This window comes from Lacisediminihabitans sp. FW035, from assembly GCF_054880895.1.
This window is the reverse complement of sequence record NZ_CM142187.1, coordinates 2,672,485-2,695,021: the sequence shown is the minus strand read 5'-3', so window position 1 is coordinate 2,695,021 and position 22,537 is coordinate 2,672,485. Positions and strand designations below refer to the sequence as shown.

Sequence of the window (22,537 nt, the reverse complement as noted above, 5' to 3'; positions counted from 1 at the left end):
CAGCTACGACAGGACGTCGCGCAGCAGTTCCTCGTTCACGGAGGTGCGGGCGCGGGAGACCAGGTACCCGATGCCGAGGAGGGCGAAGGGCAGGATCACGAGCACCCAGCCGATCACGCTGAGCCCCCAGGGGGTGACGGTCGGGTCCACGCCCTCGGCAACAGTTCCGGCGAGCAGGCCGAAGCGTGACATGAGCAGGTACTCCCCGAGCACGAGGCCGACGGTCGCCAGCACGGGCGCGATGACCGTCTGGAACACGTTCTCTTCGCCCTTGTTCCTGCGGAAGTAGACCATGATCGCGATGCACACGAGGATTTCGATGAGCACGATCGCCACCACGGACAGGCCGCTGAACCAGTAGAAGAGGTTGAGCACGGGGTCGAGCTGGGCGACGGCGAACACGATTATGACGACCCCGGTGATCACCGAGGTGACGATGGATGCCGCGGCCGGCGCACCGCGGCCGTTGACGGTACCGAGGCGGGCGGGCAGCACCCCGCCGCGGCCCATCGCGAAGAGGTAGCGGCTCGCCGCATTCTGGAAGGCGAGAAGACCGGCGAACAGACTCGAGAGCACCAAGATCGACATGACCGTCGCCATCCACGGTCCCACGTACTGGGTCGCGAGCGAGAAGAGGACTTCGGCCGGTGCCGCGAGCGGCACCTTTGCCACCGTCGACAGTTCTACGGTCTTGTCGACGACGTGGGAGGCGCCCATTCCGGTGACCATCGCGAAGGCGGTGAGGGCGAAGAGCACGGTGATCACGACCACCGCGAGATAGGTGGCGCGGGGCACCACCTTCTTCGGGTCACGAGACTCCTCGCCGTAGATCGCGGTGGCCTCGAACCCGATGAATGACGCGAAGGCGAAGGCGAAGGCGATGCCGGCGGAACCCGCGAGGCCGCCGACGACTATCGCTGCCGGGTTGAAGGACGCCCAGAAGTTGATTCCTTCTGGTCCACCGTTCGCGAGGATGACGATGGACGTGATCACCAGCGCAGTGAGTTCGAGGAGCATGAGGCCACCAAGCACCTTCGCCCCGACATCCACGCGGAGAAGCGAGAGCACGGTGACAAGCGCCCAGGCGATGAGCGACCAGGCCCACCACGGGAGGACGCCAACCTGGCCTGCCATGACGCCGCCGAAGAATCCGAAGATGGCGAGCTGGATCGCCACGTAGGCGAGGATCGAGACGAAGGCGGAGGCGATGCCGGCATGGCGACCGAGACCGCGGCCGATGTAGGCGAAGAAGGCGCCGGCGTTGGTGACCCGCTGGCTCATCGCGGCGTATCCGACGCTGAAGAGCAGCAGGGTTATGCCGACGACGAGGTAGGCGCCCGGGGCCGCGGCACCGTTGCCGAGAACGATGGCCACCGGAACTGCTCCGGTCATTCCGACAAGTGGGGCGGCGGCCGCGACCACGAAGAAGACGATTCCGACGGTGCCGAGTCGTCCCTTGTTGAGAGAGGTGTGTGTGTCCGTGTCGGAGGCGGGGGTGTCTTGGGCGAGTGCCATTGCGATACTCCTCATTGAGTTCGGGCTGAAATTCTGGGTGGGTACGCAAATCGTCCGTATCCGAACGAGTTAGCTAACAATGGCGAACCACGGCCCTACAGTCAAGCGATTCGGAGATTTTCATTCGGATACGAACAAGCCGGTATCTGGGCTACACTCTGGCGCTATGACTGCTCTGAACGGATTTCTCGCCCCGCTGACCCCCACCGGAGCGAGCGCGCTCGTGCCGAAGCCGCCGTGGTACTACTCGGGAACACTCCTGACCGTCGAATACCTCACCGATCCCGCCAACGTGCGTGCCATCCTCCCCGCGGATATCGACCTCGCTCCTGACCGGCCGGGCGCTGTCGCCATCATCTGGGCCGACTGGCAGTCGTGCAGCGAGGGCGGTCTCGAATTGCTCGACCCGGTGCGCGCCCAGTACCTCGAGGCGTTCGTCGTGGTGCGTTGCTCCCACCGCGGAGTCACCTACAGCCGCTGCGTCGCCATCTGGGTGACGAAGGACTTCGCAATCGGCCGCGGATGGTTCCAGGGCTACCCCAAGAAGCTCGGTTCCGTTCATGTGACGCGACTGTTCTCGCATGGCAAAGCGACACCGCGGCTCGAGGCGGGAGCCCAGATCGGCGCATCGCTCGCCGCCTACGACCACCGCCTGGCATCCGCCATCGTCACACTGCGGGAACCCTCGGAAGACAACGGATTCGTCAACGGACACCGGATGCTGCACAACCGCTTCATGCCGTCGATCAGCCAGGGCGAGGGTCTCTCTCTCGACCAGCTGGTGGCCATGGGCGGCATCGACGCCGACCTCGGACCGGCCTGGCGCGGCGATGCCGAGCTCTCGCTCGCGGATTCACCGTGGGACGAGCTGCACTCGATCCTGCCTGTGGAGGAGATCCTGGGCGGGTACTACCGCGAACTGGGCGTCACCTTCGCCGGGGGAGACCTCGTGGAGGATCGCTCGCGCGCCGTATAACGCGCGAGACCTGAGGGCTAGTAGTCCTCGAGGTACTCGTCGAGCTCCCACCGGGTCACGTCGCGGGTGCCGGGATCGTCGCACCCGTGCTCGTAACGCGAAACCTCGTCGCGCTTCAGGATGCTGAACACGTCGACGACCGGCGCTCCCAGCGCCTCGCGCAGCACGGCGTCGGAGTCGAGGGCATCGAGGGCGGCTGTCAGAGTGGTCGGCAGCACGGCGGCGGACTCGTTCTCGTACGACCAACCGTCCGCACTCGGTGGCACCTCGAGCTCGCGGGTGAGACCGTCCAGGCCGGCGGCGAGCACCGCCGCGATCATCAGGTAGGGGTTTGCCGCACCGTCGCCGATGCGCACCTCAAGCCGTGTGCCTGCTCCACGCTCCGGGGGCACCCTCACCATCGAACTTCGGTTGTCATGGCCCCAGTTGGCGCGGTACGGCGCGAGAGTGTCGGGTCCGAGGCGCTTATAGGCGTTGACGGTGGGGTTCGTGAAGGCCGCGAGCGCGGGAGCGTGAGCGAGGATGCCGGCGATCAGTCGGTTCGAGGTGGTCGTGAGCTGCCCATCCGGCTCACACATGAGGTTCTTGCCCGACGAATCGACGACGGAGAAGTGCAGGTGGAATCCGCTTCCCCCCTCATCGCTCCAGGGCTTGCCGAGGAAGGTCGCGAGCTTGCCGGTACGCGCAACGATGTCCTTGATGGCGGTCTTGAACAGGAAGGTGCGGTCCGCGGCGCGGAGGGCCTCACCGTGCCAGAGGTTGATCTCGTACTGCGAGGGGCTGAACTCGTGGTTACCGGCCACTACCCCGATGTCCATGCGGTCGAGCATGCGCATCAGATGCAGGAAGGTACCGTCCGGGTCGACCCAGGCGCCGGTCGTGTACACCCGACCGGTGCGGGTGAGGGCGCGCTGCCACTCACCGGATTCGCCTCGCTCGGCGATGTAGAACTCGAGTTCGGGACCGACGATAGGCGTGAGCCCGAGCGCGGCGTACCGGGCGATCACGCTACGAAGCACCGATCGGGGTGCGAGGGCGCTCGCGGTGCCGTCGGGCTCGAAAGCATCCGCGATGGCGAACGCGACGCCCGGCTCCCACGGCATCATCGTTACGGATGCCGGATCCACGCGGCTCACGAGGTCCTGCAGCCCGTCCGACATGATGTCGTTGCCGTCAAGCACCCCGCCACGGGTCGTGGTGACCCAGACACCCTGGCAGAAGGTGGGGCCGTTGCTGGCCGTGCGCTCCAGCTGGCTCACCAGCAGGTCTTTCGAGCGGGTGATGCCCAGGATGTCGGCATAGATCAGGCGCAGAACGTCGATGCCTTTCGCCTCGAGGTCCGTGCGAAGAGCGGCTGCGTCGATAGTCATTGATCCTCCACCAATAAATCGTTCGGCCCTGAACGATTAGTGCGATACTAAGGGCTAAATCCAGTCGACGACGACATCCGCGAGATATGCGGGAGCAAGGATGCGAATGCGCGCGCTGTTCATCCAGCATGATCACGTGAGCCCGACGGGCCCCGTTTCCCAGCGTTTGCGGGAGCGCGGTTTCGATGTCGACGAGGTATTGATCGTGGACGAACAGCACGCCGGCGCCCCCAACGTGCACTTCGATTTCCCGGATTCCTCCGAATACGACCTGCTCGTGCCGATGGGAGCCCCGTGGGGTGCCTGGGACGACCGTGGCATCGGACGCTGGCTGGTGCCGGAGATCACCTGGCTGCGCGGTGCCCTCGACGCCGACATCCCGGTTCTCGGGATCTGCTTCGGCGGCCAGCTGATGTCCCGGGCCCTCGGTGGTGCGGTCGCAACGGCCCGACGGCCCGAGATCGGCTGGACCGTGCTGCACACCGACGACGCCGAGCTCGTGGCATCCGGTCCCTGGTTCGAGTTCCACTACGACCGCTGGACGGTGCCGGCTGGCGCCCACGAGATCGCACGCACGGCAGCTGCGAGCCAGGCCTTCACGCACGGCCGGAGCCTCGCCGTGCAGTTCCACCCCGAGCTCACCGCCGCGAGCCTCGAGGGCTGGCTGAACGCGGGCGGCGCCGAGAAGGTGGCGGCGGACGGCCAGGATCCGGATGCCCTGCTCGCCCACACCCGCGCAGAGGAGTCGGCGGCGGCAGCTCGCACGTTCGCGCTGGTCGACGCCTATCTCGAGCGGGTGGCCGGGCTGATGCCGAGCAGCACGAGCAAAAAGAGCTAGCGAAGGCTCTCGAGGATCTCGATCACCCGTTCGGCATCGGTCGCCGGGTTCACGAATGCCAGGCGAAGAACCGTCTCCCCGTCGAGGGTCGTCGGAACGCAGAGCATCGTGCCCTCGGCGGCCGTGGCATGCGACCAGGCCTCGTAGTCTGCTGGCTGCCAGCCGGGACGATCGAACACGACGACGGAGAGCTCTGGCTCACGAACGAGCCGGAGATGGTCGGATGCCCGGATGGCCGCCGCTACTGCGCGCGCGGTCTCGAGCGAATTCTCGATCGCGTCCCGGTAGCGGTCGGTACCGTGGGTCGCGAGGCTGAACCAGAGGGGTAGCCCGCGCGCTCGTCTGCTCAGATGCAGCGCGAGCTCGCTCGGGTTCCATGACTCACGGTCCACGTGATCGAGGTAGTTGGCATGCTGTGAATGCGTCGCACGGGCGAGGGCCGGGTCGCGGTAGAGCAGCGCGCAGCAGTCGTAGGGAGCGAACAGCCACTTGTGCGGGTCGACGATGAAGCTGTCGGCCTGTTCGATGCCGTCGAAGAGCGCGCGAACGCTCGGCGCGGCGAGGCCAGCCCCGCCGTACGCGCCATCCACGTGCATCCAGACCCCGAATTCGTGGGCGACGGCCGCGATATCGGCGAGGTCGTCCACGAGTCCCTCGTTGGTCGTGCCGGCGGAAGCGACGACCGCGAAAACGTCGGGGGAGCGTTCGAGCACGGCACGCAGGGCCGCTCCGGTGAGGTGGCCGCGAGCATCCATGGGCACCTCGACGACATCGACGTCGAGAGCCCTGGCGGCCGAGCGGATGGAAGAGTGGGCGTTTGCGGTGCAGGCGAGTTGCCATCCTCCGGGCGGGCGCCCTCCCCGGCGGGATTTCGCGGTCTCCCGGGCGGTCATGAGGGCGGAGAGGTTGCCGGAAGTGCCGCCGGAGACGAAGCATCCGCCCGCGCCTTCCGGCCAGCCGAGAAGGTCGACGATCCAGGCCAGGGCCTCGTTCTCGGCGTAGATCGCGCCCGCGCCGGCCTCCCAGAGTCCGCCGAAGATGTTCGCTGCGCTGGTGACGAGGTCGAAGGCGATCGCCGCCCTCGTCGGGGCCGCGGCGATGTAGGCGAGGTTGAGCGGGTCGTCCTGGGCGCGGGTCGCGGGCTCGAGCACCCGGTCGAAGACCTCCAGAGCGGCATCCGCCCCGATTCCCGATGCGGTGATGGTGGGGCCGGCCGCTGCGGCGAGCTCGGAGGCCGATCGCGCCGTGGACTGCGGATCGGTCTCCCGCACCAGCCGACGAGCGGCCCAGTCGGCGGCGAGCTTCACTGTCGCCGACTCGTCGCCCCAGATCGAGTGGGAGTCGACGGTCACTTCCCGCTCGCCAGCTCGACTCTCACGGGAAACCGTTTGATGCCGTTGACGAAATTACTGCGAAGTTTCGAGACCTCGCCGAGGCGAGTCATGCCGGTGATCCGTGGAAGCAGCTCTTCGTACATCACGCGGATCTCGAGCCGTGCGAGCGCATTGCCGAGGCACATGTGCGGACCGCCGCGACCGAACGACATGTGCTCGTTCGGGTTGCGGGTGACATCCATGCGGTACGGGTCGTCGAAGACCTGCGGATCCCGGTTGCCGGCGGCGAACCAGGTGACGACCTTATCGCCCTCCTTGATGGCCTGGCCGTTGATCTCGGTGTCGTGGGTGGCGGTGCGGCGGAAGTGGTAGACGGGGCTCGCCATGCGCAGGAATTCCTCGACGGCCCACGGGATGAGCTCCGGCTTCTCCTTCAGAAGGGCCAGCTGGTCGGGATTCTGCATCAGGTAGTCCATCGAATGGGTGATGGTGTGACGGGTGGTCTCGTTGCCGGCGACGACGAGCAACAGGAAGTAGCTGTTGAAGTCGCGCTCGCTCAGCGGGATGCCGTCCATCGGCGTCTGATTCACCAGCCGCGACACGAGGTCGGTGCCGTCGCCACCGCGGCGCTGCCTGGCGAGTTCGTTTCCGTAGTCGAAGACCTCCTGGGCGGCGGGCGAGCGGAAGGGCAGCAGCCGGTATTTCTCGCTCTCTTCCGAGTGCGCGAGCACATCGGTGTGCTCCGGATCGGTGTTGCCGACCATGCGGTTGCCCCAGTCGATGAGCTTGTAGATGTCCGCGTCGGGCACGTCGAGCATGCGGGCCAGCACCCGGATGGGGAAGTCGGCGGCGACCTCGGCCACGAAGTCGAACTCGGTCTTCGCGAACGCCGCGTCGAGGGTCGATGCCGTCAGTCCGCGCAGGAAGGTCTCGTAGCCGGCTACCGCTTTCGGGGTGAACTCGCCCTGCATGAGCCGGCGAAGGGAGCGGTGCCGAACACCATCCGTCTCGAGCATGGACTTGCGCGCCTCGATCTGCTCGTCGTCCAGCTCCTCGAGGTTGACGGTGCCGCGTTCGCTCGAGAAGGTCTCGGTGTCGCGCAGGACACCCACGATGTCGTGATACCTCGTCAGCGACCAGAAGCCGTGATTCGGGGCATCCTCTTCGTCCCAGTGCACCGGCGAGTTGGCGCGGAGGTCATCGAAGACCCGCCAGGGGTCACCGGTCTCGAAGAGATCCAGATCGGCCAAGGTGACATTCGTCGTCGAAGTCATCTGAATCCTCGCTATCAGTTCGGGGGATGTTGTTCGGACACGAACAAGTTATACCCGACGATAGGGCATTCGGCCGTGGTGCGACAGGGAGGAGGATCGTGCCGGACGGTCAATTAGAGTGAGCGGAGTCAGCATCACCTGTGAGAAGGAGTCCCGATGGCCGGAGCGCACACGCTCGCCGAGACCGAGCGACAGGTCGATGCGCGTCTGGGTGACCTCCGGCTCGACTACTCGGCGATGGCCGTCGCGTCGAACCTGTTCCGAGCGGCGAACGCGGTGCGCAATCACTTCGAACGCACGGTGCTCTCTGAGAACAACCTCTCCTGGACCGGCTTCGTCGTGCTCTGGGTCACCTGGATCTGGGAGCCGATCGAGACCCGCCAGATCGCCCTCGAGGGCGGCTTCTCCAAGGCGACGCTCACCGGCGTGCTCTCGACGCTCGAGGGGCGCGGATGGCTCGTTCGTGAGCGCAGCACGAGCGACGGTCGGCTCGTGGTGGTGCGACTGACCGCCGCAGGCCGCACGCTGATGAACACGCTGTTCCCGGCCTTCAACCTGCAGGAGCAGCACATCGCGAGCCCGATCGATCCCTCACGCCGCGACGAGTTCGCCGAGATGCTCCGTCTCGTGACCGCTCACGTGGAGAAGCCGGAGTAAGAGCTGCCGGGGTGGTTGTAGACCCATCGCGGATTCGCTATGGTAATTCATTAGCATCCGAATGACTTAACGAGGAGTCTTTCGATACGGGAGGCGGCTCGATGACCAGCACCGACAGCGCGACGTCCCATCACATCGAGGTCGCGGGCGTCGCGGTCGACACGCGGCACTACATCGGCGGGGCTCGTGTCGCGTCCGCCGAGACCTTCACCAATACTTCTCCGATCGATGGCTCGTTCCTCGGCGAGATCGCGCGGGGCGCCGGGTCAGAGGTACAGCAGGCGGTCCAGGCGGCCCGGGATGCCTTCCCCGGCTGGGCGGCGACACCTCCGTCTGCGCGTGCCGCGATTCTGCACCGCATCGCCGATCTCGTCGACCAGAACATCGACGCGCTGGCCAACATGGAGACCCTCGACAATGGGGGACTGCTGCGGAGCAACCTGCGCGGGGTGATGCCGCGGGTGGCCCACAACTTCCGTTTCTTCGCCGACTGGCTGGTCGACAACCTGAAGCACGACGACTTCGAGACTCGCGGACACGTCAACCATGTGAGCTGGGACCCGTCCGGGGTCGCCGCGATCATCACCCCCTGGAATGCTCCGCTGATGCTCGCCACCTGGCGGATCGCGCCCGCGCTGGCCGCCGGTGACACCGTGGTGCTGAAACCGGCCGAGTGGACGCCGCTCACGGCATCCTTCTTCGCCGACCTCACCAAACAGGCCGGCCTTCCCGACGGGGTGTTCAACGTCGTGCAGGGCTATGGCGCAGAGGCGGGGGCCGCGCTCGTCGCACACCCGGCCCTCAGTCGCATCTCTTTCACCGGTTCGGTACCCACTGCCAAGACCATCGCCCGAGCGGCCGCGGAGAACCTCACGCCCTGCAGTTTCGAGCTCGGTGGCAAGAGCCCGTGCATCGTGCTCGCCGACGCGGACATCGAGCTCGCGGCATCCCTCGCTGTCGAGCAGTACGACAACGCCGGCCAGGTCTGCCTGTCGGGCACCCGGCTGCTCGTTCACGAGAGCATCGCCGCCGAGTTCACGGCGGCCTTCACGCGCAAGACGGAGTCGCTCGTGCAGGGCGATCCGCGCGATCCGCTCAGCGACATCGGTCCGCAGGTGCATCGGACCCATTTCGAACGCATCACCGGATTCGTCGACCGCGCGAAGGCGGATGGCGCGACCATCGTGTTCGGCGGCGAACAGAATTCGGGGCTCGGCGGCCTCTACTTCCGTCCGACCCTCGTGGACGAACCCACCCCAGGCAGTGAGATCGTGACCCAGGAGGTCTTCGGACCGGTGCTCACCATGCAGACCTTCTCCACGGACGAGGAGGTGATCGAGCTGGCGAACGGCACCGAGTTCGGGCTGGCGGCGGTGGTCGTCTCCGGTGATCGGCTCCACGCCGAGGCGATCACGACCCGCCTCGTCGCGGGCACGATCTGGGTCAATTGCTTCTTCGTGCGTGATCTTCGGGCGCCTTTCGGCGGCTCGAAGAAATCCGGGGTCGGTCGCGAGGGCGGCACCTGGTCATTTGATTTCTATGCGGACGTGAAGAACACGGTCGTCGCTCCCAACGGTTGGAAGGAATAGCTCATGGGTGAAGTAGTCGGGGTGGGCCTCATCGCCCATGTACCCACGATCATGCTGCCGATTGAGACACGCATGGAGCTCAACGAAGGCAAGGACTCGACCCTCGTCTCCGGTCTGGAGAAGCTGAGGGCGGATGTCTTCGAGACCGCTGACTACGACACCGTCATCGTGCTCGACAGCCACTGGGCCTCCACCGTCGAGTTCATCGTCACCTCGCAGGAGCGCCGTCACGGGCTGTTCACCTCGGAGGAGCTGCCGCGCGGCATGCACGGCGTGCCATTCGACTATCAGGGCGACCCGGAGCTCGCCGAGCTCATCGCCGCTCAGGACGAGAAGAACGGCACCTGGATCACGCCGATCGACGATCCCGATCTCCCGGTGATGTACGCCACCATCAACCTCTGGAAGTACCTCGGTGAGGGACTGCCCGACAAGAAGTGGATCAGCGTGAGCCTCTGCCAGACCGCGACCGACGAGGACTTCCTGCGCGCCGGTCGCGCCATCGGCGAGGCGATCGCGAAGAGCGACCGCCGGGTGATCCTGCTGGCTTCAGGCGCCCTGTCCCACACCTTCTACAAGCTCCGCGAACTGCGCAAGCACGAAATGGCCGATCCGAGCCACATCTTCTCGGAGGCGGCCCGCGTCGCCGACTATGAGCGCCTCGACTGGTTCACCGCCGGCGACCACGCGAAGGTGCTCGAGACGATGCCCGCGTTCCACAAAGTGCGGCCAGAGGGCATGTTCGGCCACTGGCTGCTCACGATCGGGGCGATCGGCGAGGAAGCCTGCACCGCTCCCGGCGTCCTCTACAGCGAATACGAGAACTCGATCGGCACCGGGCAGGTGCACGTCTGGTTCCCGCGTCCCGAGGGCGGGTTCCCCGCGGCGAAGGATCTGGTGCTGTCGCGTGAGTGAACAGACTGTCGAAACCCGCCGCATCCTGCTCGACGGGTTCCCGGTCGAGACGGTGCGGCACGGCGACACCCTCGTGGCCGCGGACGGCCGAGAGGTGGGAGTGGATGACGCGGTGCACCTGCCACCGTCAGTGCCCTCGAAGATCATCGCGGTGCACCTGAACTATGCGAGTCGCACCGAGGAGTTCATGACCAAGCTCCCCGCCGCTCCCACCTACTTCCACAAGCCGGTCACCGCTCTCAACAGCCACGGCGGTTCGGTGGTGCGGCCGGAGGGCTGCAAGTGGCTCAACTTCGAGGGCGAGATCGTCATCGTGATCGGACGCACCTGTCGGAACGTGTCCCCGGCAGAGGCCGGCGACTACATCGCCGGCTATACGATCGGCAACGACTTCGGGCTCCACGACTTCCGGGACACGGATGCCGGCTCGATGCTTCGGGTGAAGGGTAGCGACACCCTCGCCCCCGTCGGCCCCGGACTCGTGAGCGGCTGGGACTTCCGCGACAAGCAGATCCGCACCCTCGTGAACGGGGTCGTGAAGCAGGACGACTCCACCGCGAACATGGAGTGGGACATGAACTACCTGGTGGCGGACATCGCCCGCACCATCACGCTGAGCCCCGGCGACCTGCTCTTCTCCGGCACGCCCGCCTTCTCCCGTCCCGTCGAGCCGAGGGATGTCGTCGAGGTAGAGGTCGAGGGTCTCGGCACGCTGCGCAACCTGATCGTCACCGGACCCACTGCCATCCGTACGGATGTGGGAGCCCAGCCGACCGAGAGTGAAGAAGTGGTGTCCACCGCGCTCGGGGGCGACTGGGAGTTCCGGGGCATCCGCACCCCATCAAAAGACCTGTATCCGTCGACCGTGAAGGAACAATCGTGATCAAGATCGAAGTCGACATGGATCTCTGCCAGCACTACGGGCAGTGTGTGTTCGAGGCGCCGAACCTCTTCAAACTCAACGAGGACGACAAGCTCGAGTACCATGCAGAGGCCGATGACTCGGAGCTCGAAAACGTCGAGGCCGCGGTCGATGTCTGCCCGATGCAGGCCATCCGAATCGTCGAGTAGAGCCGTGCCCGACGCTCTGCCCGTCATCATCGTCGGGGGGTCGATGGGGGGACTCCGCACCGCCGAGGCCCTGCGCCGCGCGGGCTACACCGGCCCCATCACGGTGATCGGTGAGGAGTTGCACGCTCCGTACAACCGTCCGCCGCTGTCGAAGGACGTGCTCTCCACCGGCGTCTCCCACGAGGCCGTCGCATTTCCCGTACGGGCTGCAACGGCAGACGTGACGTGGATGCTCGGCGCTCGCGTGATCTCGGCCGACCTGGCGGCCCGCACCGTCACGACCGACGACGGGCTCGAGCATTCCTGGCGCGCCCTGGTGATCGCGACCGGATTGCGATCGCGTCGGCTCGACCTTCCGCTCATCACCGGCAGGCACTGCGTCCGCACCCTCGACGATGCGATGGCGCTGCGGGACGAACTCGTGCCCGGCGCCCGCGTGGTGGTGGTGGGCGCCGGCTTCATCGGCTGTGAGGTCGCGGCGACGGCACGCAAGCTGGGGTGCGAGGTGACGATCGTCGCGCCGGGGGCCGAGCCCCTCATCCGCCCGCTCGGGGCGATGCTGGGTGCCGAACTCCGCCGCCGGCACGAGGAGCACGGGGTTACCTTCCACTTGGGGCGCTCGATCACCGCGATGCTCGGCGACTTCGAATTCGAGGGCCTGCAGCTCGACGACGGCACGATCGTGCCGGGGGAGGTGCTGGTCGAGGCGATCGGCTCGGAGTGCAACACGGACTGGCTCGACGCCACCGACCTCGACCTCACCGACGGCGTGCTGGCGGATGCCGCGCTCCGCGCCGTGTCGACGGACGGCACCGTGTGCGACGACGTCTTCGTCGTCGGCGACATTGCACGCTTTCCGAATCTGATGTTCGACGGCGTTCCCCGGCGGGTGGAGCACTGGAACATCCCCACCGATACCGGGAAGCGGGCGGGGGCCGTGCTCGGTGCCTGGCTCGCGGCGGACGGCTCCCTCGACGAGGTGGTGGCGAAGGGGTTCACGCCGATGCCGGCCTTCTGGTCGAACCAGTTCGAGATCAGCCTGCAGGCCTACGGGCTCCCGGGACTCGCCGATGGCGATATCCGGGTGCTCGAGGGCGACCTGTCGGGGGCGGTCGCCGTCGGGTACTACCGGGCGGAGCGACTCGTCGGGGTCGTCGGGCTCGGTCTCAAGGCCGAGCTCTTGCCCTACCGCCAGGAGATCGCGGCCCACGCAGCGGGCTGACGGACCCCGCTCACGCAGCGATGGTCTGTGTGCACGCTGTCGAGTTGCATGCTGTCGAGTTGCATACTTTTGTGGCGTTCGCCGCTCGCGAGGCCACAAAAGGATGCAACTCGCTGCGCGCGCTGCGCCTGACGGTGAGGCTGAGCAAGCGAATAGGCTGGCGGCATGAGCGACAGAACCGACCCCGTTGCCATCGCCGTCGCCCAATTCGCCCCCGGTGAAGACAAGGCTGCCAATCTCGAGCACCTGCGCGACCTCGCAACAACTGCGGCATCCCGCGGCGCAAAACTGGTGGTGTTCCCCGAATACTCGTCGCACTTCAGCGCCGAACTCGGCGCCCACTCTGTCGCGGCGGCCGAGACTCTCGACGGCCCCTTCGTCGCCGGGCTCGAAGCTATCGCGAAGGTGCTCGACATCCACATCGTCGCCGGCATGCTCGAACTGTCCGACGAAGACGACGACCGGTTCTTCAACACCATCGTGGCGCTCGATCCGCACGGGACCCTCGTTGCCAAGTACCGCAAGGTGCACCTGTACGACGCTTTCGGCCAGAAGGAGAGCGACTGGGTCGTGCCCGCACCGATCGAGGAGCCGGAGACCTTCGAGCTCGGTGACCTGAGGGTCGGACTGCAGACCTGTTACGACATCCGATTTCCGGAGGTGACCCGGCGGCTCGTCGATGCGGGGGCGGATGTCGTGGTGCTTCCGAGCGAGTGGGTGCGGGGGCCGCTCAAAGAGCAGCACTGGCGCACCCTCGTCACCGCGCGCGCGATCGAGAATACGGTCTATGTCGCCGCGGCCGACCACGCTCCGCCGATCGGGGCGGGCAACAGCATGATTGTGGATCCGATGGGCGTCGAGCTGGCGACGATCGGTGAGGAGACCGCCGTCGCCGTGGCCTGGATCTCCTCGGAACGCATCGCAACCGTGAGGCATGTCAACCCCGCTCTGGCGCTCCGTCGCTTCGAAGTGAAACCGCGGTCGCGCTAGTCGGCACCGCACCGCTTTCCGAGTCCGGCGGCGGCCGAACTGCTGTTCGCGCATCTCGTCGTGTTCGCGGATCAGGAGTTTCGATCCGGATGGGCGTGTCGCATGTGTCCTAGGCGGCGTGTCGCGCGTGACTCCTGATCGGCGAACGGGCTCGCACGCGAACGGGGTGCCCGCGGTGGGTGACATCGGCTTACCCCGGTATCTCCACCCGATGCTCGCCCCACCTGCCTGTCACCCTCGTCATGTTCGCGGATCAGGAGATGCGCTTCGGATGCGGCGTGGCGCGACCGGTGAACGCGGCGTGTCGTCCACGTCTCCTGATCCGCGAACGCGCTGCGTGCACAATCGGTCACCGGCCACTCGATTCGCTGTCCCGTGAACCCCGCACTGGGGCTACGGCGATTCGGGATTCACGCCCTCACGACGGCCCATCCGCCTTTAGAGTAGACAGACCAGTAGCGTTCAGGGGGGCCGGGTGGTCGATCAGCCATATCTCGTGGTCGTCGTCGAAGACGATCCCGATGTCGCGTTTTACACGAAGACCGTGCTCGAGAAGCGCGGTTGCGTGGTCGAGGGCGTGGCCAACCCGCTCCTCGCGCGCGCCGCGATCCGTCGTCTCGCGCCCGATGTCGTCATCACCGACATCGAGATGCCGGGGATGACCGGGCTCGAGCTCATCGAGGAGATCCGGGCGGAGCGCCCGGGCACGCCGATCGTCGTCATGACCGCCCATGTCTCGATCGACTACGCCATCGCCGCGCTTCGCAGCCAGGCCGACGAGTTCCTCTCCAAGCCGGTGAGCTCCACCGACCTCTTCGCGGTGGTCACCCGGCTTGCCGAAGAGTTCCGTCGCATGAAGGCGGCCCGCCCGCCGGGGGAGGTCGTGCTGGCGATCGGGGCCCATCCTGACGACGTGGAGATCGGCGTCGGCGGCATGCTGGCAGCCCATCGCGCCGCGGGCGATTCGGTCACGATCCTCACCCTGTCGCGCGGGGCACGAGGAGGCGAAGCGGATGACCGCCAGAACGAGTCCCTCGCCTCGGCCGAGCTCCTCGGCGCGCGGCTGTTTCTCGAGGACCTCGAAGACACGCACATCAGCAACTCGGATCCGACTGTCGGCATCATCGAGCGGGTGGTCGCAGAGGTCAACCCCACGATCGTCTACACCCACAGCAACCACGATCGCCACCAGGATCACCGGGCGGTCCACGACGCGACGCTGGTCGCGACGCGCACGGTCCGCACCGTCGCGTGCTACCAGAGCCCGTCGGCGACCGTCGACTTCCGCCCCAACCGCTTCGTCTCCATAGACGGCTTCACTGCTACCAAGAACCAGCTGCTCGCCTCCTTCGCCTCGCAGGCCGACATCCGGTGGTATCTCGAGCCGGACTTCGTCGAGGCAACGGCGCGATACTGGTCGCGCTACGGCGGCGGCAAGTCGAGTGAGCCGCTTGAGATCGTGCGTGAGTCCTCCGACCTCTCCGTCTCGCGCGGGGAGATCGCGGCGGCGGTGCAGGCCGAGAAGGCGCGCCAGGCGCGCGACGAGGCCGCGCTCTGATGGAGCGCGTGCTCGTCACCGGGGCGGGCGGTCCGGCCGGTGTGGCGGTGATCCGCTCCCTGTTGAAGCGGGCGGATGTCGAGGTCTACGCCGCAGACATGGACGGGTGGGCAAGCGGCCTCTACCTCGTGCCGTCGGAGCGCCGCCGGATCGTGCCTCGCGGCGCGGATCCCGAGTTCGTGTCTGCTGTCATTTCACTCTGCGTTGCCGATAGTCTCACCGTGCTGTTCTCTACCGTCGATGTCGAGCTCCCGCCGCTCGCCGCCCGCCGGGCCGAACTCGGCGGGGCCGTGCTGGCGGCGGCGTCGCTTGCCACCCTCGAGGTCACCCTCGACAAGTTCGCTCTGTCCGAGCGGGCCACCGGGTTCGCCCGCGTGCCGACGACACGCCTCGTCGGCCCGGCCAGCACCGCCGAGGACTGGGCCTTCCCCATCATCGTCAAGCCGCGTCGCGGTGCCGGATCGCGCGGCGTGCGCCTCGTGCCCGACCGGGCCGCCCTCGATGCCCTCGGCGACGACGAAACACTCATCGCCCAGGAACTCCTGCCCGGGGCGGAATTCTCCGTCGACGTGTTCGCGGATGCCGCCGGGCACGTGATCGCCGCCGTGCCCCGCACCCGCACACGGGTCGATTCCGGGGTGTCCATCGCCGGGCGCACTCTTCGTGACGCCGAGCTCGAGTCCACGGCCGCGGATGTCGCCCGGGCCATCGGTCTCACGGGTGTGGCCAACGTGCAACTGCGCTACGACACCGCCGGTGTCGCCGCCCTGCTCGAGGTGAACCCGCGATTCCCCGGAGCCATGCCGCTCACCATCGCCGCCGGGGTCGACATGCCTTCGCTCGCGCTGGATCTCGCGCTCGGCCGGGAGCTGCCGTCGACGGTGGAATTCCGCGAACTCGCGAACGTGCGCTATCTCGAGGACATCTTCGTCGATCCCTCCGAGATCCTGCTCTCCGACAACGCCGCCCACGACGAGACCGACGGATGATGTCCTCCCTCCACCCTGCGCTCGCCGGCGACTTCCATGTGCACTCCACCTTTTCCGACGACGCGGTCAGCAGCCTGGGCGAGAACATCGCCGCGGCATCCGCTATCGGCCTGAACCGGCTGCGACTCGTCGACCATGTGCGCGCGTCGACCACCTGGGTACCCGAGTTTGTGCGTGCGGTGGCCGCCGAGCGGGTGCCGGATGGGCTCACGATCCTCACCGGTGTCGAGGCGAAGATCCTCGACAGTTCTGGCGCGCTGGACATCCCGGCGGATCTCCGACTGGGTGCCGGGGGTGTCGACGCGGTTCTCATCGCTGACCACCAATTCCCCGGAACGGATGGCCCGTGGTCGCCGCGCACGACGGTGGCGAAGCTCGAGGCCGGTCTCGCGGCCAGCGATGCGCTCGACCTGCTCGTGACCGCGATCGTAGCCGCCATGCGTTCGGTGGCCGCAGCCCAGCTTGCCCACTGCTTCTCGATCCTTCCGAAGATCGGCCTCTCGGAAGACGATCTCACCGACGAGCACCTGGCCGTCTGGGCGACCGAGGCCGCCCTCACCGGAACGCTTGTCGAGGTCAACGAGAAATGGGCCTGCCCCGGCCCGCGAGCGCTCGCAGCCGCCCGGGTCGCCGGCGTCATCCTCGTGGCCTCGACCGACAGCCACGTCGCCACCGAGGTCGGCCGCTACACCGAAGTGGCGCGCTTGCTTGGGGGCACCTCGTGAGCGTCGCGGAGATCGCGACCCGCGCCCTCGAGATCGTGCTGCTGCTCTTCGTTGCCACCGGGGCGTTCCCGGTGCTCACCGCGGCTTACTCGTTCCTCGCGATCCCCTTCCACTCGGTGCGGAACCACTACCGCAAAGCCGCCCCGTACTTCCCTCGCGTTGCGATCGTCGTTCCAGCGTGGAACGAGGGGGCCGTGATCGGCACGTCCATCGACCGCCTCATCTCGCTCGACTACCCGCTCGAGCGCCTGCGCATCTACGTCGTCGACGATGCGAGCACGGACAACACCCCGGATGTCGTGCTCGCGAAGGCGGCACAGTATCCCGGATCGGTCTTCCACCTCCGGCGCGAGAAGGGCGGGGAGGGCAAGGCCCACACGCTCAATCACGGCATCCGGGTCGTGCTCGAAGACGACTGGATGGAGGCGCTGCTCATCATGGACGCCGACGTCATCTACCTGCCGAACTCACTGCGGCGCATGACCCGCCACCTCGCCGACCCCAAGGTCGGGGCGGTCTCGGCGTATATCCGCGAGGGCAGTGCCGACAAGAACTACCTCACCCGTTTCATCGGACTCGAGTACATCCTGTCGCAACCGGCGGCCCGGCGTGCGCAGAACGTGCTCGGGGCGCAGGCCTGCCTCGCCGGGGGAGCGCAGCTGCATACCCGCGAGAACCTCCTGGCGATCGGAGGGAGGATCGACACGTCGTCCCTCGCCGAAGACACCATCACCACTTTCGAGACCCAGCTACGCGGGCGCACGGTGGTCTTCGAGACCCTCGCCGTGGTTCTCGCCGAGGAGCCCGGGTCCATCGACGCGCTCTGGAAGCAGCGACTGCGCTGGGCCCGGGGCAACGTCACCGTCACCGCGCGCTACAAGAAAGTGTGGTTCCGCCCGTCGAAGGTGCACAAGCTCGGCACTATCGCTTTCGGCCTGGTCTGGTTCAGCCTCTGGTTGCTTCCCCTCGCCATGATCGTGTCGTCGATCGGGCTGCTCGGCCTCCTGCTGATGCAGAGCACCCTCGCCGAAGGCGTGTTCCGCGTGCTCTGGATCTCCGCCGCCTGCACCTACGTCTTCACCCTCGCGCTCGGCGTGCAGCTCGACAGCAAGCTCAGCCGGCAAGCGTGGCGGGAGGTGCTGAGCTTTCCGGGCATCCTCTCCATGATCGTGATGCTCACGGCATTCTTCCCCGGGCTGGTGGAACGCCAGATCCCGGCTTTGTTCGGCTCGAGATTCACGGAGTCGGGGATCTTCGCGTTCACCGTCGCCATCTACGTCTGGATCCCGTTCTCCATGGTCGGAGCCTGGGCGGCCCGCCGGGTGGAGAAGACCCGGATGGGTCCGTTCCTCGCGCCCCTGCTCCTCTACCTGGTCGGCTACGGTTCGCTGCTCTGTGCGATCACCTTCGACTCCTACATCAAGGAACTCCGCCACGCAGAGGCGAAGTGGGACAAGACCGAGAAGACCGGGCGGGTACTGGCATGAAGCACAAGCAGACGGCGGATGCCGCGTCACCAGCGCATCGCACGGTCGATGCGCCCCGGGCGAACGACCTGGAGACGCCGGTCGATCCACGCAATCCCGGGGACGAGTTCCTCCAGCGCGAGATCGACGACAATCGTCGGTCGGAGTTCTGGCTCATCCCCAAAGCATTCCTCGCTCTCGCGGTCGTCGCGGTGTTAGTCGTGATCCGAGAGGTGTTCTTCCGATGACTGTTCCCGTGTTTCTCCCCGAGAAGGTCACGGTGTTGGTGGTCGACGACAGCGATGACCAGCGGGCCTTGCTTCGTCGCTATTTCGAGCGTGCAGGGTGCCTTGTGACCACCGTCAAGAACGCTGAAGATGCCATCACCGCTTACACTCGGGCCACTCCGGATCTCGCCGTCATCGACCTCGTGCTGCCCGGGATGAGCGGGTGGGAGCTCACCGAACGCCTCCGCGTCGATCGGCCCGGCTGCGTCATCGCCGTCACTTCGGTGCTCGACGAGAGCGCGTATCCGCCAACCGAAGCGACCCTTCCGAAGCCCTTCACCGGGGCGCAGATCCGCTCTGTCCTCCGCGACTTCGTGCCGAAATGGACCGAGCTATGAGTGAGGCGGCGATTCCGGCGCGATCACGGGTGGTGATCGCAGATGACGACCCGGACATCCGGGCGCTCGTCTCGATCGCCGTCACCCGGGCCGGCCTCGACCTGGTAGCCGTGACCGAAGACGGTGATGCCGCCTGGGATGCGCTCACCGAGTTCCGGCCGGATCTCGCTGTGCTCGACGTGTCGATGCCCGGGATGACCGGACTCGAGCTCTGCGCCCGTGCCCGTGCCGACGATTCCTTCGCCGGGACCCGCATCGTGCTGTTGTCGGCGGGGGTCGATGACAACGCTCGCGAGGCCGGTCGGGTCGCTGGCGCCACCGACTTCATCGCCAAGCCGTTCAGTCCGCGGGAGCTCGGCGCCCGACTGTCGGAGCTCATGCGCGCGCCGGCCGGAACAGGCGAGTGACCACGTGACGAGCCTCTACAACGCGATCAAGGCACGCATCGCGGTCGATAATCCCAGTCCGGCCCTCAAGCAGATGCCGACGACTGTCGCGTTCTTCGTGGCCGTCCTACTCTGCGTTCTCCTGCCCGAGGCGCTGGTCAGCGATCCGCTTGCGATTCTCGGCGGTGTGCTGATCATCGTCTTCGCCACCGCCCTGTCGTTCTATTTCGGATCGCTGGGGAGAGTGACGCGGTGGTCGCTGGTCGTGCCGGGCTATTCGCTGCTCGCCATCGCCCTCCTTCGTGAAGGGTCCAACGGCACCGGCTCGCTCTTCTCGGCGCTCATCGTGCTGCCAGTGGTCTGGATCGCGGCGGAAAAAGGTCGACTGTGGGTGGTCGTCGCGGGGGTCGGCGTATCCGCAGCGCTGATGCTCCCGTACCTGATCGAATGGCGAGTTCCCGCGGACATCGGGGAATGGATCCGAGGAATCTTCTCGCCGGTGGTCTTCGGTATCGCAGCCGCCATCATCAACGAGCTCTCTCGCCAGGGCCGCCAGCAGCTCGACTCTATCCAGCGTCTCGCCCAAGAGGGGGAGACGATGCTGGTGGAGTCCCTCTCCGTCGCGTCCCGGCTGAAGGAGAACGAGCTGCAGTTGCACGCCGCCGATCGCCTCACGCGGAGTGTGCTCGACGCGGTCACCGAGCAATCCGTGATCGGAACAGACCTCACCGGCCTGATCGATGTCTGGAATCCAGGCGCAGCGGCGATGCTCGGACTCTCGCCGGCCGACACCCAGGGCAAGCGTTTCGTGTTCGACTTCCATGTCGAATCGGAGCTGGAAGACCGTGCACGAGAGCTCAACTACCCCGCCGGTGCCACGGTGCTCAATCCTGGATTCTCCGCGCTCGTCGAATCGGCACGGCTCGGCCGGGCCGAGGTGCGGGAGTGGACCTACCTGCGCGCGGACGGCTCGCCCCTCACCGTGTCCATCGCCGTCACGCCGCGGATCGACGAAGACGGAGAGACCGTCGGCTACATCTTCGTGGCGACCGACGTGACCCAGGCACTCGAGGTCGCCCGGTTGAAGGATGAATTCGTCGGGCTGATCTCGCACGAACTCCGCACGCCGCTCTCCTCGATCCTTGGATACCTCGAGCTCATGCGGGACGACGACGAATCTCCACTGTCGGGGGAGCAGCTGCAGTACCTCGGTGTCGCCGAACGGAATGCTCACCGCCTGTTGCGCCTCGTCGGCGACCTGCTGTTCACCGCCCAGGTCAGTTCGGGCAAGTTCCCACTCGACATCAGCCAGGTGTCGCTTAATGAGGTGGTCGCCGCGGCGGTTCAATCTGCACAGCCAGTGGCGAACGCCGCTGGGGTGGAGCTCGTGCTCATCAGCGCGGACGAACCGATCACCGTTCGGGGCGATACCGTGCGACTCGGACAGGGCTGCGACAACCTGATTTCCAACGCGCTCAAGTTCACTCCGCGCGATGGGGTGGTGACGGTGAGCCTGACCTCGAACGCTGATGCGGCGATCATCACCGTTCGCGACACCGGAATAGGTATTCCCGCGTCCGAGCTCGACCAGCTCTACGCGCGCTTCTTCCGCGCATCAACGGCGACCCGCAATGCGGTACCGGGCGTGGGTCTCGGACTCACGATCACCAAGGCGATCGTTACCGCTCACGGCGGGGAGCTCGACGTGCAGAGCGAGGAGGGCGTCGGCACGGCGTTCATCATGTCGTTGCCGCTGACCAAGCTGCCGCTCGCAAAGGTGCCCGTCGAGGCCTAGCGCGAGAGGTTCGCGAGCTGGGATGATGCGCGCTCGAGCACGTCCACCCTCTTGCAGAACGCGAACCGCACGAGCGAGGCGTAGTCGCTCTTGTGCTCGTCACTCACGAAAGCACTGATCGGCACGGCGACGACCCCGGCGAGCTCTGGCAGCCGTCGGCAGAGGTCGGCGGCATCCGCGAAGCCGAGGGGCGAGGCATCCGCCACCACGAAGTAGGAGCCGTCGGACGGGCTGACGGAGAAACCGGCGCTGCGGAGGCCGGCGGAGAGCAGGTCGCGCTTGCTCTGCAGCACGCTCACCACGGTGGTGAAGAATTCGTCGGGCAGGCCGAGCCCGACGGCGATCGCCGGCTGGAACGGCGCCGCATTCACGTAGGTGAGAAACTGCTTGACCGCGAGGATGGCCTGCAGCAGGTCGTGCGGTCCGGTCATCCATCCCACTTTCCAGCCTGTGGTGCTGAAGGTCTTGCCGGCGCTCGAGATCGTGACAGTGCGCTCCCAAGCACCGGGAAGCGTGGCGAGAGGGATGTGGGTCTTGCCGAAGGTGAGGTGCTCGTAGACCTCGTCCGTCACGATGATCGCATCGTGGCGGTGGGCGAGCTCGACGATCAGTTCGAGCGTCTCGCGGCCCATCATCGCGCCCGTGGGATTGTGCGGATTGTTGACAAGGATGATGCGGGTGCGGTCGGTCACGGCGCGACGCAACTCGTGGTGATCGGGCTGGAAGTGCGGTGACCGCAGCGCCACCGTGCGATGGACGGCTCCGCTCAACGCGATCATGGCCGCGTAGGAGTCGTAGAACGGCTCGAACGTGACGACCTCGTCGCCGGCCTCCACGAGCGCGAGGATGGAGGCCGCGAGCCCCTCGGTCGCGCCGGCGGTGACGATCACCTCCCGGTCCGGATCCGGTGCCAGGCCGTAGAAGCGCTGCTGGTGCGCGGAGATCGCCTCACGCAACACGGGGAAGCCGAGCCCGGGCGGGTACTGGTTCACGCCATCGCTGATGGCCTGGCGGGCGGCCTCGAGCACCTCGAGGGGGCCGTCTTCGTCGGGGAATCCCTGGCCGAGGTTGATCGCGCCGGTGTCCGAGGCCAGGGCGGACATCTCGGCGAAGATGGTGGGCTTCAGGGCGCCATCCGCGCCCAACAGCATCGCGCCCCGTGCCGCACGTTGCCATGCTCCGCTGAGATCCACTGGCGGCCTTCTGTTCGAGGGTGGTGATCGATTCCACCGTAGCTCCTCC

General features: G+C 66.7%; 22 protein-coding genes. 17 read left to right on the top strand and 5 right to left on the bottom strand.

Annotated elements, in window-relative coordinates; genetic code table 11:
- Nucleotides 1–3: 3 nt before the first annotated feature.
- Nucleotides 4–1,515, bottom strand: a complete 1,512-nt coding sequence (locus tag ACVXZ4_RS12905; protein WP_461795238.1) for an APC family permease — start codon at nt 1,513–1,515, stop codon at nt 4–6.
- Nucleotides 1,516–1,681: 166 nt separating this feature from the next.
- Between ACVXZ4_RS12905 and ACVXZ4_RS12900 the strand changes: the two genes are divergently transcribed.
- Nucleotides 1,682–2,491 carry an acetoacetate decarboxylase family protein gene (locus ACVXZ4_RS12900; protein ID WP_461795237.1) on the top strand — a complete coding sequence of 270 codons (810 nt, stop codon included), beginning with the start codon at nt 1,682–1,684 and terminating at the stop codon, nt 2,489–2,491.
- A 17-nt stretch (nt 2,492–2,508) separates the two neighbouring features.
- Here the strand turns inward: ACVXZ4_RS12900 and ACVXZ4_RS12895 are convergent, their stop codons facing one another.
- Nucleotides 2,509–3,861, bottom strand: a complete 1,353-nt coding sequence (locus ACVXZ4_RS12895; protein WP_461795236.1) for a glutamine synthetase family protein — start codon at nt 3,859–3,861, stop codon at nt 2,509–2,511.
- Between the two features lie 106 nt (nt 3,862–3,967).
- Here ACVXZ4_RS12895 and ACVXZ4_RS12890 point away from each other — a divergent pair, with 106 nt between their 5' ends.
- Nucleotides 3,968–4,699 carry a type 1 glutamine amidotransferase gene (locus ACVXZ4_RS12890; RefSeq protein ID WP_461795235.1) on the top strand — a complete coding sequence of 244 codons (732 nt, stop codon included), beginning with the start codon at nt 3,968–3,970 and terminating at the stop codon, nt 4,697–4,699.
- Here ACVXZ4_RS12890 and ACVXZ4_RS12885 read toward each other — a convergent pair.
- Both ACVXZ4_RS12885 and ACVXZ4_RS12880 read right to left on the bottom strand, forming a co-directional pair.
- The gene (locus tag ACVXZ4_RS12885; RefSeq protein ID WP_461795234.1) at nt 4,696–6,051 is read right to left on the bottom strand and encodes a pyridoxal phosphate-dependent decarboxylase family protein; all 1,356 of its coding nucleotides are present in this window, start codon (nt 6,049–6,051) and stop codon (nt 4,696–4,698) included. The genes ACVXZ4_RS12890 and ACVXZ4_RS12885 overlap by 4 nt on opposite strands.
- On the bottom strand, nt 6,048–7,307 hold the full coding sequence (locus tag ACVXZ4_RS12880; RefSeq protein ID WP_461795233.1) for a cytochrome P450: 1,260 nt from the start codon (nt 7,305–7,307) through the stop codon (nt 6,048–6,050). Before ACVXZ4_RS12880 ends, ACVXZ4_RS12885 begins: the two co-directional genes overlap by 4 nt.
- A 156-nt stretch (nt 7,308–7,463) precedes the next feature.
- On the opposite strand from ACVXZ4_RS12880, the gene ACVXZ4_RS12875 reads away from it, so the two are divergent.
- From ACVXZ4_RS12875 to ACVXZ4_RS12805, 15 genes are all read left to right on the top strand, one after another.
- Entirely contained in the window at nt 7,464–7,964 is a 501-nt protein-coding gene (locus ACVXZ4_RS12875; protein ID WP_461795232.1) for a MarR family winged helix-turn-helix transcriptional regulator, read from the top strand.
- A 101-nt stretch (nt 7,965–8,065) separates the two neighbouring features.
- Nucleotides 8,066–9,553, top strand: a complete 1,488-nt coding sequence (locus ACVXZ4_RS12870; protein ID WP_461795231.1) for an aldehyde dehydrogenase — start codon at nt 8,066–8,068, stop codon at nt 9,551–9,553.
- Nucleotides 9,554–9,556: 3 nt separating this feature from the next.
- Complete coding sequence (locus ACVXZ4_RS12865) at nt 9,557–10,468, top strand: DODA-type extradiol aromatic ring-opening family dioxygenase (protein WP_461795230.1); 912 nt, start codon at nt 9,557–9,559, stop codon at nt 10,466–10,468.
- Nucleotides 10,461–11,351 (top strand): fumarylacetoacetate hydrolase family protein, encoded by an 891-nt coding sequence (locus ACVXZ4_RS12860; RefSeq protein ID WP_461795229.1) that lies wholly within the window; start codon nt 10,461–10,463, stop codon nt 11,349–11,351. The genes ACVXZ4_RS12865 and ACVXZ4_RS12860 overlap by 8 nt, the downstream gene beginning before the upstream one ends.
- The gene (locus ACVXZ4_RS12855) at nt 11,348–11,539 is read left to right on the top strand and encodes a ferredoxin (protein WP_409156930.1); all 192 of its coding nucleotides are present in this window, start codon (nt 11,348–11,350) and stop codon (nt 11,537–11,539) included. The genes ACVXZ4_RS12860 and ACVXZ4_RS12855 overlap by 4 nt, the downstream gene beginning before the upstream one ends.
- 4 nt (nt 11,540–11,543) lie before the next feature.
- Nucleotides 11,544–12,761 (top strand): NAD(P)/FAD-dependent oxidoreductase, encoded by a 1,218-nt coding sequence (locus tag ACVXZ4_RS12850; RefSeq protein WP_461795228.1) that lies wholly within the window; start codon nt 11,544–11,546, stop codon nt 12,759–12,761.
- 165 nt (nt 12,762–12,926) lie between these two features.
- Nucleotides 12,927–13,751 carry a carbon-nitrogen hydrolase family protein gene (locus ACVXZ4_RS12845; RefSeq protein WP_461795227.1) on the top strand — a complete coding sequence of 275 codons (825 nt, stop codon included), beginning with the start codon at nt 12,927–12,929 and terminating at the stop codon, nt 13,749–13,751.
- A 475-nt stretch (nt 13,752–14,226) separates the two neighbouring features.
- Entirely contained in the window at nt 14,227–15,309 is a 1,083-nt protein-coding gene (locus ACVXZ4_RS12840; protein ID WP_461795226.1) for a PIG-L deacetylase family protein, read from the top strand.
- Nucleotides 15,309–16,298: an ATP-grasp domain-containing protein gene (locus ACVXZ4_RS12835; RefSeq protein WP_461795225.1), complete on the top strand. Its 990-nt coding sequence runs from the start codon at nt 15,309–15,311 to the stop codon at nt 16,296–16,298. Before ACVXZ4_RS12840 ends, ACVXZ4_RS12835 begins: the two co-directional genes overlap by 1 nt.
- Nucleotides 16,298–17,023 carry a PHP domain-containing protein gene (locus ACVXZ4_RS12830; RefSeq protein WP_461797982.1) on the top strand — a complete coding sequence of 242 codons (726 nt, stop codon included), beginning with the start codon at nt 16,298–16,300 and terminating at the stop codon, nt 17,021–17,023. Before ACVXZ4_RS12835 ends, ACVXZ4_RS12830 begins: the two co-directional genes overlap by 1 nt.
- A complete protein-coding gene (locus ACVXZ4_RS12825; RefSeq protein WP_461795224.1) occupies nt 17,020–18,510 on the top strand; it encodes a glycosyltransferase family 2 protein in 1,491 nt (496 codons plus the stop codon). Before ACVXZ4_RS12830 ends, ACVXZ4_RS12825 begins: the two co-directional genes overlap by 4 nt.
- Nucleotides 18,507–18,737, top strand: a complete 231-nt coding sequence (locus ACVXZ4_RS12820) for a hypothetical protein (protein WP_461795223.1) — start codon at nt 18,507–18,509, stop codon at nt 18,735–18,737. The genes ACVXZ4_RS12825 and ACVXZ4_RS12820 overlap by 4 nt, the downstream gene beginning before the upstream one ends.
- Entirely contained in the window at nt 18,734–19,114 is a 381-nt protein-coding gene (locus ACVXZ4_RS12815) for a response regulator (protein WP_461795222.1), read from the top strand. The genes ACVXZ4_RS12820 and ACVXZ4_RS12815 overlap by 4 nt, the downstream gene beginning before the upstream one ends.
- Entirely contained in the window at nt 19,111–19,521 is a 411-nt protein-coding gene (locus tag ACVXZ4_RS12810) for a response regulator transcription factor (protein WP_461795221.1), read from the top strand. Before ACVXZ4_RS12815 ends, ACVXZ4_RS12810 begins: the two co-directional genes overlap by 4 nt.
- Before the next feature lie 4 nt (nt 19,522–19,525).
- Nucleotides 19,526–21,295 carry a sensor histidine kinase gene (locus ACVXZ4_RS12805; RefSeq protein ID WP_461795220.1) on the top strand — a complete coding sequence of 590 codons (1,770 nt, stop codon included), beginning with the start codon at nt 19,526–19,528 and terminating at the stop codon, nt 21,293–21,295.
- Here the strand turns inward: ACVXZ4_RS12805 and ACVXZ4_RS12800 are convergent.
- Nucleotides 21,292–22,488 (bottom strand): aminotransferase class I/II-fold pyridoxal phosphate-dependent enzyme, encoded by a 1,197-nt coding sequence (locus tag ACVXZ4_RS12800; RefSeq protein ID WP_461795219.1) that lies wholly within the window; start codon nt 22,486–22,488, stop codon nt 21,292–21,294. The genes ACVXZ4_RS12805 and ACVXZ4_RS12800 overlap by 4 nt on opposite strands.
- Between the last annotated feature and the right edge of the window lie 49 nt (nt 22,489–22,537).

Coding starts and splice junctions, on each gene's coding strand:
- ACVXZ4_RS12880 (WP_461795233.1), bottom strand. CDS start 7,307: ATGACTTCGACGACGAATGTCACCTTGGCCGATCTGGATCTCTTCGAG.
- ACVXZ4_RS12815 (WP_461795222.1), top strand. CDS start 18,734: ATGACTGTTCCCGTGTTTCTCCCCGAGAAGGTCACGGTGTTGGTGGTC.
- ACVXZ4_RS12830 (WP_461797982.1), top strand. CDS start 16,298: ATGTCCTCCCTCCACCCTGCGCTCGCCGGCGACTTCCATGTGCACTCC.
- ACVXZ4_RS12845 (WP_461795227.1), top strand. CDS start 12,927: ATGAGCGACAGAACCGACCCCGTTGCCATCGCCGTCGCCCAATTCGCC.
- ACVXZ4_RS12875 (WP_461795232.1), top strand. CDS start 7,464: ATGGCCGGAGCGCACACGCTCGCCGAGACCGAGCGACAGGTCGATGCG.
- ACVXZ4_RS12905 (WP_461795238.1), bottom strand. CDS start 1,515: ATGGCACTCGCCCAAGACACCCCCGCCTCCGACACGGACACACACACC.
- ACVXZ4_RS12820 (WP_461795223.1), top strand. CDS start 18,507: ATGAAGCACAAGCAGACGGCGGATGCCGCGTCACCAGCGCATCGCACG.
- ACVXZ4_RS12865 (WP_461795230.1), top strand. CDS start 9,557: ATGGGTGAAGTAGTCGGGGTGGGCCTCATCGCCCATGTACCCACGATC.
- ACVXZ4_RS12870 (WP_461795231.1), top strand. CDS start 8,066: ATGACCAGCACCGACAGCGCGACGTCCCATCACATCGAGGTCGCGGGC.
- ACVXZ4_RS12890 (WP_461795235.1), top strand. CDS start 3,968: ATGCGCGCGCTGTTCATCCAGCATGATCACGTGAGCCCGACGGGCCCC.
- ACVXZ4_RS12810 (WP_461795221.1), top strand. CDS start 19,111: ATGAGTGAGGCGGCGATTCCGGCGCGATCACGGGTGGTGATCGCAGAT.
- ACVXZ4_RS12900 (WP_461795237.1), top strand. CDS start 1,682: ATGACTGCTCTGAACGGATTTCTCGCCCCGCTGACCCCCACCGGAGCG.
- ACVXZ4_RS12835 (WP_461795225.1), top strand. CDS start 15,309: ATGGAGCGCGTGCTCGTCACCGGGGCGGGCGGTCCGGCCGGTGTGGCG.
- ACVXZ4_RS12895 (WP_461795236.1), bottom strand. CDS start 3,861: ATGACTATCGACGCAGCCGCTCTTCGCACGGACCTCGAGGCGAAAGGC.